The following is a 10,959-nucleotide window of genomic DNA, read 5'->3' on the forward strand; positions in this document are numbered from 1 at the left end:
TTGGTGGTCGCATCGACCTGGCGGGCGGCCACAGCAACTCGGCCCGCCAACGGAAAGGCGACCATGACACGGGCGTTCCTCCAGCCGGACGATGTACGCGACCTGGTGGCGCACCAGTTCGGCGCTGACCGCAAGCTCGCCGCCCTGGACCGACTGACCGGCGGCAGCAAGAAAGGTGTCTACCGGCTTCAGCTGGATGACCAGACCACGGTGATCCTCTACCTGTGGGCGGCCGGCGAGAACTACTGGCCGCCGTCACCCACTGTTCCGGACGACCCGTTCACTGACGCGTCGGGCGCGGAACTGTTCGCCGTCAACCACGCGGCACTCGCCGCCGCCGGCGTGCGGACCCCCCGGCTGCTGATGCTCGACCGCGACGGCGGTTATCTGGACTCCGACATCGCGCTGGTGGAGGACGTCGGCACGAGGACGCTTGAAGCCTTGCTCGAAGGTGACCCGGCCGCTGCCGCCACCCCGCTGTCCACCCTGGGTGAAGCCTTGCGCCGCATGCACACCACGCTGAGCCCGCAATACGGCAAGCTCGCCGCTGTCGCGCGCGGCGAGGCGCCCCAGACTCGACGTACCGAGGACATCATCGCCGACCGGGCCCTCGGCCACCTCGCCGCAGCGGCGGCTCGCGACACCCGGCTCTCCGCCGCGCACGACCAGATCGCTGATCATGTGCGGCACCTGCACGGCGCGGTTACCGCCCGCCACGCATACGGCTTGGTGCACGGCGAACTCGGACCAGATCACGTGCTTGTCACACCCACCGGCGAACCCGCCATGATCGACATTGAAGGGCTCGCCTACTTCGACGTCGAGTGGGAACACGCCTGGCTCCAGATGCGCTTCGGCGACGCCTATCCGGCCCTGCGCCCAGTAGACCTCGATCCCCACAGACTTGACCTCTACCGGTATGCGCAGGTGTTGTCCCTGATCGACGGCCCCCTTCGCATCGCCGACACCGACTTCCCCAACAGGCAGTGGATGCTCGATCTGGCCGAGTGGAACATCACCAAAGCACTCCGGATCAGCCGGTCGGGGTAGGGGTCGGGCTTTCCAGGGGTTGGGGTGACTCCGGCGCGCCCCCGGTCGGCGTCGGGGTGACCGACGCGGGGGCGCCCTGCGCCGGATCGGCCACCACGTGCCGCTCCAGGTTGACCTGGGACTGACCGGTGCCGCCCACGGTGATGTCGTCGTACGCCTGGAGCATCTTCTGCTGGTCGAAGTAGAGGACCGTCATCGTCAGCGGGGTGGGCTTCTCGCCCTCCAGGCCGCGCAGGCCCGCGCCGCCGGTGGAGCCCTCGACCATCAGCGCGGTGGGCTGCTGGCCGGGCGCCTGGGGCAACCGGGACACCTGCCGCGCGTGGGTGTGCCCGGCCAGCACCAGCGGGCAGGTGCCGGCGAGTGGCCCGGCCGACGCCGGGTCGTGCACCAGCGCGATGTTCACCGGCTGGGGTGAACGGCGCACCGTGGTCGCGAGCTGCTCGCCCGCGTCGATCACCTGGTCGGCGACCTGCTGGGTCAGGCCACTGCCGGCGGGTGAGGTGTTCTTGTCCGGGGTGAAGCGGGGGTCGCCGATGCCGGCGATGGTCAGGCCGGCGACCGTCGTCGTCGAGTTGTTCAACACGATCGCGTTCGGCTGACGGGCGACGGCGGCGGCGGTCTTGCCGGAGTCGTGGTTGCCGCGGATGAAGACGTACGGCTTCTTGAGCAGGCTGATCGAGCCGACGAAGGACGCCTCCGGTTCGCTGCCCCAGTCGGTGATGTCGCCGGTGTCGATCACCACGTCGATGCCGAACTGCTCCACCACCGTCCGGATGAGTTGCCAGCCGGTCGGGTTGAGGTGCATGTCGGAGACGTGCAGCACCCGCGTGGTGCCCGGGGTCGGCTCCAACAGCGGAAGCGCCGACACGGTGGTGTAGAGCTGGCTGACGTTGCCGACCAGGCGTTGCAACTGCTCGGCGTACTTGGTGTAGTCGTTGGCGATCCGGCGGGCGTCACCGACGATGGCTGGCGCGTTGACCAGCAACCCCTCGTAACGTGGCTCCTCGATCGCCTGGGGACGGACGGTGGCCGCCGCCGTGCCGAGGCTCCCGGCGGTGACCAGCAGCGCGAGCCCACCCGCCCAGGCGGTCCGTCGGACGTTGCGGAAGATCAGCCCGGCCAGGATCAGGGTGACCAGCACCGACGCGCCGAGGGTGCGCAGGCCGAGCCGCATCACACCGGAGCGGACGTCCTCCACGGCGCTCTGGCTGGCCCGGCTGATGCTGGCCGGGTCGTCGATCAGCGCCTCGGTGCGTCCCTGGTCAAGTGCGCCCAGCCGCACGGTGAGGTGGGTCGGCCCGTCGTGGCTGTCGAGCAGCAACGCGCCGAGCGGCGGAATGTCGACGGTGGTGCCACCGTCGCGGGCGGGGGAGATGCTGAGGTTGGCCCGGAACGGCCCGATGTCGGTGTCGACCTGACCACCGGCCAGCACCCCGAGCACCGCCCCGGACAGGGCCACGGCGAGGACGGCGACGATCAGCCCGATGCGGCGCAGCGGCCCGCCGGGGCCGACCAGCGAGCGCGTCGAACGTGGCGAATCGCCGTCGGTCACCGGGACGTCCCGATCACTGGCGTCGTCGTGCTGCTCGTCGCGCTGCCCGTCCATGCTGAAATTCTGACCTGCCCGTCGGAAGATCTTGGTAAACCTGAACGGATGGTGACGAAGGTCAGCTGCGGCCGCCGTCGCCGCCCGCGAAGACCACCCGCAGGAGCCGGTCGTCGTCGCCCCCGGGGTTGCCCCGCCCGTCGTGGTTGGAGGTGCTCACCCAGAGCGAACCGTCCGGCGCGGCGGCCACCGCGCGCAGTCGGCCGTAGCGGTTGGTGAGCAGCTCACTGGGCTGGCCGAGCAGCGTGCCGGTGTCGGTCAGCTCCATCACCCAGAGGCGTTTGCCGCGCAGGCAGCCGGTGACCAGCAGCCGGTCCGTGGCGGCCAGACCCGAGCAGGACGCGTCCTCGGTCGCCCACTGCGTGATCGGGTCGGTGAACCGCTTGTCGCCGGCCCGCCCCTCGACCTCCGGCCAGCCGTAGTTGCCGCCCTTGGTGATCTGGTTGATCTCGTCCCAGGTGTTCTGGCCGAACTCGACGGCGAACATCCGCTTGGCGGCGTCCCAGGCGAAACCCTGGACGTTGCGGTGACCCTGGGACCAGACCGGCGAGCCGGGGTACGGGTTGCCCGGGGCGGGCTTGCCCTCCCGGGTGATCCGGAGGACCTTGCCGCCGAGGCTCTTCACGTCCTGCGAGAGGGGACGTTGACCGGCGTCACCGGTGCTGACGTAGAGCTGCCCGTCCGGGCCGAACCCCAACCCGCCGCCGTTGTGCACGTTGGCCTTGGGGATGCCGGTGAGGATCGGGGTGGGCTGCCCACCGAGTTGCAGCCGGGCGACCCGGTTGTCCCGCTCGGCCGTGTAGTAGACGAAGACCGTCCGGTCCTTGGCGTAGTCGGGGGAGACGGCGATGCCGAGCAGGCCGCCCTCGCCGGCCGCGGCCACGTCGGTGATCGTCTGCACCGGGCGGACCCGCAGCCCGTCCGGCCCGGACTCGGGGCCGACCTGCAGGATCCGACCGCTGTCCCGTTCGGTGACGAGCGCGGCCCCGTCCGGCAGGAAGGCGATGGCCCAGGGCACCCGCAGACCCTTCGCGAGGACCGTCGCCACCGCCTGCTGGCCGGCGCCGCCGGGGCTCGCCGACACGGACGGGGTCGGGAGGTTGGGCGGCTCGCCGGCCGGGTCGGGATCCGGTTCGCCGAAGCTGCAACCCGCGCTGAGCAGCAGCGCCGCGCAGGACGCCGCGAGGGCCAGCCGGAGGTTACGAACGCGAGGGTACGGGGGACGGGCTCTCACCCGGCCCAGGGTAGCCCGCCGGACGGCTCGGTCGAGCCCGATGGGTGTCGGCCAACCCGGGCGGTGCATCGTTCACCGTGCCCGCACGGCCAGCAGCGCGGTGTCGTCCTCGCGGTGGCGGATCGAGGCGAGCAGCAGGTCGCACAGCTTGTCGAGGGGCAGCGTGTCGGTGCCGTTCAGGCGGACCACCAGCTCGGCCAGTCCCTCGTCGATGGACCGGTCCCGCCGCTCGATCAGCCCGTCGGTGTAGAGCAGCAGGGTGTCGCCGGTGGTCAGGCTCGTCGACTGGCTGGTCCGCGACGACGGCCGGGCCAGACCGAGCAGTGGTTCCGGTGTCGCCACGAGAATCTCGACAGTCCCACCGACACGGACCACCAGGGCCGGCGGATGCCCGGCGTTGGACCAGGTCACCTCGTGGCCGCCGGCATCCTGCGGACAGATCCGGACCAGCGTCGCGGTGGCGGCGATCGGCAGCCGCAGGCCGCGGATCGCGCCGTCCAGGTTGCTCAGCAGCGCCCCGACCGTGTCCGGCCGGCCGTAGGCGTTGCCCCGCACCAGGTTGCGCAGCTGGCCCATGGTCGCCGCCGCCTCGATGTCGTGCCCGGCCACGTCTCCGATCGCCGCGATCAGATCGCCGTTGGGCTGGACGAACGCGTCGTACCAGTCGCCGCCCACCTCCACCCGGTCGGCCGCCGGCTGGTAGCGGGCCGCCAACTCCAGCTCCGGCACGACCGGGAGCCGCGGCAGCATGCTGTGTTGCAGGACCTCGGCGACGTGTCGCTGCTCGCCGTACATCGAACTGTTGCCGACGGCCTGGCCGGCCCGGCGGCCGATCTCGACCGCGGTGAGCAGGTCGCGGTCGTCGAACTGCTGCCGCCCGGTGCCGTTGACCAGGGTGATCGCGCCCAGCACGGTGCCGCCGACACCCGGCACCGGCACGCTCAGGTAGGACGCGATGCCCAGGCGGGCGGCGATCGGCGCCATCTCCGGGTGGGTGGTGCCCCTCGTCACGTCGGCCAGCGACGCGATGCTGCCGAGCCGGGGCTGGCCGGTCCGCAGCACCGCCCGGATGGACGAGTCCGGGCTCAGCCCGGTGCGCAGCAACTCACCGAAGCGGTCGATGTCCGCTGCTCGGGCCGGGTCACGGTGCACCGAGACCACCTCGCGCGGCAGGCCGGTCGGGCCGATCAGGGTGAGCAGGCACCAGTCGGCGAGCAGCGGCACCATGGCGGCGGCGAGCCGGCGCAGCGCGGTGCCCACGTCCAGGGTGCCGGCCAGTGTCTCGCTCACCCCGGCCAGCAACTCCAGCCGCTCGTGCGCCTGCACGACTCGCCGCCGTGCCTCCTGCGCGCCGTCCAGGGCGATGCGCAGCCGCAGCTCCGACGAGCAGGCGGCAGCCAGATCGGCCAGGGTCCGCAGCTGCGCGGCCGTCCAGGCGCGGGGCTTGTTGTCGATGGCGCAGAGCGAGCCGAGCACCCGGCCGGAGAGGTCGGTCAGCGGCATCCCTGCGTACGCGACCACGCCGAGGTCGTCGATGGCCAGGTTGTCCCGAACGCGGGGGTAGAGCCGGGCGTCCGGCAGCACCATCGGCACCTCGATGTCCACGACGTGCTGGCAGAACGAGTGGCTCAGCGGGGTCTGCCGGTGCTCCGACCAGGGCTCCGGCAACCCGACCGCGCCCGGGAAGAACTGCCGGTCGGCGGAGACCAGGGAGACCAGCGCGACCGGCACGTCCAGCAGGTCGCTGACCAGCCGCGCGAACCTGTCGAACGCCTCGTCCGGGACGGCGTCGAGCCCGGTGTCGGCGAGCGCGCGCAGCCGCCCCGGGTCGCCGAGCGCCGCAGGTGAGGCGATTGGACGCCGGGCGGTGCCGGGGGAGCCGTCGGTCATCGAGCACCTGTCTGCTGGGGCGGAGGCCGACCGGCCCTCCGACCCTTCGTTATACCTCGTCCAGGCCCGGGTCGAACATCGGTGTGCTGAGTCTCGCCCGCCCCGGCCCGGCGCGCCATCCCCCGGGACGCCGGTTCGTGCCCGCGCCCACTCCGGCCGCGGCGGAGGGGACTATCGTCGGCTGACGTGAAGGTATGGATTCCGAACCAGGCCGGCCTGAAGCTGATGGGTGAGCTGCCCCCGGATGTGACGGTCGAGGTTCTGGAGCACGCCGACCGGTTGCCCTCGGAGGTGGCGGACGTCCGCGTCTGGGTGCCACCGTTCCTGACCGGCACCGACGCGACGGCGCTGCTGCGTGAGCTGCCCGACCTGGCGGTGGTGCAGTTGCTCTCCGCCGGGGCGGACGCCTGGGCCGGCCGGACACCTCCGGGTGTCACCCTCTGTGATGCCCGGGGCGTGCACGACCCGTCCACCGCCGAGTGGGTCGTCACCGCGATCCTCGCCCAACTGCGGGCGTTCCCGGCGTTCGTCCGGGCCCAGGCCGACCGGCGCTGGTCGAACCAGGGGAACACCCCGACCGACGAGCTGACCGGCAAGCGGGTGCTCATCATCGGCGCCGGTTCGATCGGCACCGCGGTGCGCGACCGGCTCACCCCCTTCGAGGTGACCTTCACCCTGGTCGCCAGGACGGCCCGACCGGAACAGGGGGTGCACGCGGTCGAGGAGTTACCCCGGCTGCTGCCCGAGGCGGACGTGGTGGTGGTGCTGGTGCCGCTCACCGACCAGACGCGTGGCCTGATCGACAAGGACTTCCTGGCCGCGATGCCGGACGGGGCGCTGCTGGTCAACGCCGCCCGTGGGCCGGTGGCACACACCGAGGCGCTCGTCGCCGAGTTGGGCACCGGCCGGATCTCGGCCGCGCTGGACGTCACCGACCCGGAGCCGCTACCCGCCGACTCTCCGCTCTGGCTGATGCCGAACGTGCTGCTCACGCCGCACGTGGCGGGCTCGGTGCGCGGCCTGCTGCCGCGGGCCTACCGCCTGGTCGGTGACCAGGTTCGCCGGTTCGCCGCCGGACAGCCGCTGATCAACGCGGTCGTGGACGGCTACTGACCGGACACCTCAGTCGGCGTGGGGCAGCGTCTGACCGGTGGCCGAGATCAGCCGGGGCAGGTCCGCGCCACGGACGGCCGGCAGGGTGATTTGCTGGCCGTCGTCGAGCCGTGCGACGGCCCGCCCGCGCTGGTCGGCGGTCAGCTCGACGACCCGGTCCCAGGTGAGGCGGCGTTGCCCGACCAACGCGCGTATGCGTAGTTCCCGCGCGTCGGCGTCGGTGCCGGCCCGCCAGGCCCACACCCCGACGGCGAGCGGGACGAGCAGCACCGGCAGCAGGTAGGTCCGGGCGTTCGCCAGGGGCAGGGCGCCGATGAAGGCGATGACCGAGGCGACCAGGATGGCTTGGTTGTAGCGGAAGCGGACCGTGTCGGGCTTACTCACCCTCCGATGATCCCACCCCGGACCGGTCCGGCTCGCGGCGGGCGGTGCCGAGGGGGTGGTACGTCGTACAGTGACACAGGTCATTGCCTCCTCTGGGTGACCGGCACGTAACCGATGTGGCCGCCGATCGTTCACAATTGTTGGACAGCGGACCAGGAATGGTCGATGTCCCGCACCGTCGTACCGCCCCGTGCCCCCTCACGAAGGCGACCGCCGTGCTCCTCGCGTACCCGTTCCGCGTCCTCGCCCCCCGCCGGGCACTGGAGACCGCCACGTCCGCGGCGGTGGCGCTGCTTCTCGTCGCCGGTGCCCTCGACCTGGTGCCGACTCCGGTGGTGATCGCGCTGGCGGCTGGCGCCGGTGCCACGCTCGCCGGAGTGCGGCTCTCCCGGCTGGCCGTCTCGCGTCGCGTCCACAGCCCACTGCGGCGAGCGGGCGTGCTGCTCGACGCGGCGGTGGTGACGGCCGGTCTGACCGCTGTCGCACTGCCGCTGGTCGCTGGCGGGCACACCGTCACCGTGCTGGTCGGGTCTCTGGTCGTGGCAGCCCTCGCCGGGGCGGGGCTGTGCCGGCTTCCCGGCCGGACGCGCCCGTCCGCCGGGGTCCGGCTGCGCGGGCTGGTCGAGTCGAGCGGCCCGGCCGTCGGGTTGGCTCTCGCCGGTTGGCTGCTGCTACCCCGTGCCGGCCCGCCGGTTCCGCTCCGGCTGGTGGCCGCGTTGGCGCTCGGTGGGCTGGGCATGGCCGCGCTCACCGCGTTCGCCGGGCCGCGGCGACGTACGGGCACGGCGGTCTGCCGGGGCGGTGTCCTGCTCACCCTGGGTGGGCTGGTGCTGCTGGCCACGCTGCCGTCCACGCCGAGCGGGCGGGTGACCCTGCTGGCCGTACCCCCGCTGGTGCTCGGAATGTTGCTGGTCGCGGTCGGTGCGGTCGACGCGGCGGACGCGGGCGACGGCGAGCCGGTGGAGCCGATCGCTTCGGCGTGGCCGCGGTCGGTGCTCCCCGCCGCGGTGCTCCTGCTGGCGACGGCTGTGCACCTGGCCGCCGGCCGCGCGCCGGATCGGACGAGCGTGTTGCTGGCGCTGGCGGCGGTGCCGCCCCTGGTGCTGCGCGAGCTGCTGCGAGCGGGTGACGCCCCCACCTCCGCGCGTCCCGCCGCCCATCGCCGACCCGCCGGCAGCGCGGTGCGGCACCGCCACGCGGTCCCACCACGCTGGCTGGGTCATCTCCCGCTGGCCGACCCCGCACACGACAGGCGCGACCCGGCTGACCCGGTGACCGCGCACGGCACCGGCTCGGCCTGGCCGGCGGAGGAGGACGCCGGCTGGTCGGCGCTGAACCGGCGGCCCGCTCCGGCGGGAGGTGGCGCGCCCGGTGACCGGGCAGCCCTGCTGGACGCCCTCGCCGCGATCGGCGACGTGCCGGCACCGTCAGGTGCGCTGCTGCTGGTGGACCTGCACGTCACCGACGGGATCAGCCCGACCGTCCGGGAGGACGTGCTGGCCGAGGCGGTGCACCGGGTCCGCGCCGTCATCGCTGCCGACGATCTGGTCACCGGCTGCACGGGTGCCGGCTTCGCCGTGGTCACCGCAGCCGGCCCGGTACTGGCGTACGCGCTGGGCACCCGGCTGCTGGCCGCGCTCGCCCCGCCCTACCCGATGGCCGGTGCGGAGGTGCGGGTGCAGACCAGCATCGGGCTGGCCGAGGTGAGCGGTGACCGGCCGGCGGACGTGCTCCGGCAGGCCGAGCTGGCCCGACGGCGGGCCGTGCAGCTGGGCCGGGACCGGGTCGAATGGTATGACGCGTTCCTGGAGGAACAGCTGGTACGTCGGCTCGACCTGGAACGCGAGTTGCCGGGTGCGGTGGCCCGTGGCGAGTTGGATCTCGTCTACCAGCCGGTGGTCGACCTGGCCGACGGGCAACCGGTGGGTGCGGAGGCGCTGCTGCGCTGGCGCAGCCCGGTGCTCGGCACGGTGCTCCCGGCGGAGCTGTTGCCGGTCGCCGAGGACCTGGACCTGGTCGGCGAGTTGGAGTGGTGGGTACTGGACCGGGCCTGCCGGCAGTTGTCCGACTGGTCGGTGGGCGTCCGGGAGTTGTGGATGGCGGTGAACGTCACGACCCGGGAGCTGACGACACCCGACTTCGTGCAGCGGACGGCGGCCGTGCTGGCCGCGTACGGGGTGCCACCGGAGCGGCTGGTGGTGGAGGTGAGCGAGCCGAGGGTGGCGGGTGACCTGCCGACAGTGGTGGCCCGGCTGGCCGGGCTGCGGTCGTTGGGCGTCCGCACCGCGTTGGACGACTTCCGGGCCGAGCACGCCTCGTTGGCCCAGCTCCGCCGGCTGCCGATCGACCTGCTCAAGGTGGGCCCGGAGGTGGTGGGCGCCCGGCCGGACGGGCAGCCACCGCTGATCGACGTGGTGGTCAACGTCGGTGAGCGGCTGGGCGTCGAGATCGTCGCCGAGGAGTTGGAGTCGTCGACGCAGGTCGAGGTGGCCCGCCGGGGCGGCTGCCGGTACGGGCAGGGGTTCGCGCTGGCCCGCCCGGCGACGGCCGAGCGGGTGGAGGCGTACTTCGAGGAGTTTCCCTCCGCCTCCCGCTGAACCGGTTCATCTCCCTCGGGGCGGTGGTGCGGTGCTGCCCCGCGGGGTCAGGCGCGGTGTCTCGTCCTGCACCCGGCTCACCGGCTCCCCGCCAATGACGGCGAGCAGCTGCCGGGCGGCGTGCGCGCCGTACGCCGAAATGTCCCGGCCCAGCGCGGTCAGCGGTGGGTGCACCAGCCGGCACAGTGGCGAGTCGTCCCAGGCCACGATGGACAGATCACCGGGCACGGTGAGCCCCATCTCCTGGGCCACGGAGAGCCCCGCGATGGCCATCACGTCGTTGTCGTAGATGACCGCCGTGGGCCGCTGGGCGGCGCTGAGCAGCCGGCGGGTGGCCCGCCCGCCCTCCTCGCCGCTGTAGTCGGACCAGACGGTGACCGCGTCGACCAGGCCGAGCCGTCGACACACCGCCGCGAACGCGTCGGTACGGATCTCGGTGTGCCGCAGGTCGGGCAGGCCGGCGACCCGGGCGATCCGCCGGTGCCCGAGCGCGACCAGGTATTCCACCGTCTCGGTCAGCGCTGCCGCGTCGTCGGACCACACGCTGGCCAGCGCACCTGTGCCACCGGGGCCGCCGATCACCACCGCGGGCAGTTGAAGCTGCTCCAGGGCGGGGATGCGGCGGTCGTCGGTGCGCAGGTCGCAGATCAGCACCCCGTCCACCCGACGTTCGCCCCACCAGCGCCGGTAGACCGCGATCTCGGCGTCCGGGTCGGCCACCACCTGGAGGGTCAGCGCGTACGAGCGGGCGGACAGTTCGGCCTCGACGCCACTGATCAGCGCCATGAAGAACGGCTCGATGCCGAGGATCCGGGCCGGCCGGCACAGGGCCAGGCCGACCGCCCCGGCGGTGGCGGCGGAGAGGGCGCGGGCGGCGCTGCTGCGGCTGAAACCGATCTCCGTGGCGATGGCCAGGATGCGCTGCCGGGTGGCCTCGGAGACTCCGGGCTGCCCGTTCAGCGCGTACGACACGGCGCCCTTGGACACCCCGGCGTGCCGGGCGACGTCGGCGATGGTCGGCCGCTTCACCGGCGTACTCCTTCGCTCTCGGGCCGTTGACAGTCCGAATTACCGAACCGTACGGT

8 protein-coding genes are annotated in these 10,959 nt (G+C 72.9%); 3 read left to right on the plus strand and 5 right to left on the minus strand.

All coding sequences use genetic code 11. The features are described 5' to 3' along the window. Positions 1-63: 63 nt before the first annotated feature. Complete coding sequence (locus AB0O48_RS27890) at positions 64-1,050, plus strand: aminoglycoside phosphotransferase (RefSeq protein WP_365069185.1); 987 nt, start codon at positions 64-66, stop codon at positions 1,048-1,050. Here AB0O48_RS27890 and AB0O48_RS27895 read toward each other — a convergent pair. The 3 genes from AB0O48_RS27895 to AB0O48_RS27905 form a co-directional block, all read right to left on the minus strand. Then, entirely contained in the window at positions 1,034-2,656 is a 1,623-nt protein-coding gene (locus AB0O48_RS27895; RefSeq protein ID WP_357250675.1) for a metallophosphoesterase, read from the minus strand. The two genes, AB0O48_RS27890 and AB0O48_RS27895, sit on opposite strands and share 17 nt — an antisense overlap. 61 nt (positions 2,657-2,717) lie before the next feature. Continuing rightward, complete coding sequence (locus tag AB0O48_RS27900) at positions 2,718-3,890, minus strand: PQQ-dependent sugar dehydrogenase (protein WP_357250672.1); 1,173 nt, start codon at positions 3,888-3,890, stop codon at positions 2,718-2,720. 72 nt (positions 3,891-3,962) lie between these two features. Further along, positions 3,963-5,780, minus strand: coding sequence for a GAF domain-containing SpoIIE family protein phosphatase (locus AB0O48_RS27905; RefSeq protein ID WP_357250670.1), 1,818 nt, complete (start codon positions 5,778-5,780; stop codon positions 3,963-3,965). Between the two features lie 186 nt (positions 5,781-5,966). Between AB0O48_RS27905 and AB0O48_RS27910 the strand changes: the two genes are divergently transcribed. Then, a complete protein-coding gene (locus AB0O48_RS27910; RefSeq protein WP_365069186.1) occupies positions 5,967-6,893 on the plus strand; it encodes a 2-hydroxyacid dehydrogenase in 927 nt (308 codons plus the stop codon). A gap of 9 nt (positions 6,894-6,902) precedes the next feature. On the opposite strand, the gene AB0O48_RS27915 is transcribed toward AB0O48_RS27910, so the two are convergent. Further along, a complete protein-coding gene (locus AB0O48_RS27915; RefSeq protein ID WP_365069187.1) occupies positions 6,903-7,277 on the minus strand; it encodes a PH domain-containing protein in 375 nt (124 codons plus the stop codon). A gap of 215 nt (positions 7,278-7,492) precedes the next feature. Here AB0O48_RS27915 and AB0O48_RS27920 point away from each other — a divergent pair, with 215 nt between their 5' ends. Then, positions 7,493-9,874, plus strand: a complete 2,382-nt coding sequence (locus tag AB0O48_RS27920) for an EAL domain-containing protein (RefSeq protein WP_365069188.1) — start codon at positions 7,493-7,495, stop codon at positions 9,872-9,874. Positions 9,875-9,880: 6 nt separating this feature from the next. Here the strand turns inward: AB0O48_RS27920 and AB0O48_RS27925 are convergent, their stop codons facing one another. Then, positions 9,881-10,903 carry a LacI family DNA-binding transcriptional regulator gene (locus AB0O48_RS27925; RefSeq protein WP_357250659.1) on the minus strand — a complete coding sequence of 341 codons (1,023 nt, stop codon included), beginning with the start codon at positions 10,901-10,903 and terminating at the stop codon, positions 9,881-9,883. Positions 10,904-10,959: the final 56 nt, after the last annotated feature.

It is taken from the genome of Micromonospora sp. NPDC085948 (assembly GCF_040686315.1).
Lineage (GTDB): Bacteria > Actinomycetota > Actinomycetes > Mycobacteriales > Micromonosporaceae > Micromonospora.

Coding starts and splice junctions, on each gene's coding strand:
- AB0O48_RS27905 (WP_357250670.1), bottom strand. CDS start 5,780: ATGACCGACGGCTCCCCCGGCACCGCCCGGCGTCCAATCGCCTCACCT.
- AB0O48_RS27895 (WP_357250675.1), bottom strand. CDS start 2,656: ATGGACGGGCAGCGCGACGAGCAGCACGACGACGCCAGTGATCGGGAC.
- AB0O48_RS27890 (WP_365069185.1), top strand. CDS start 64: ATGACACGGGCGTTCCTCCAGCCGGACGATGTACGCGACCTGGTGGCG.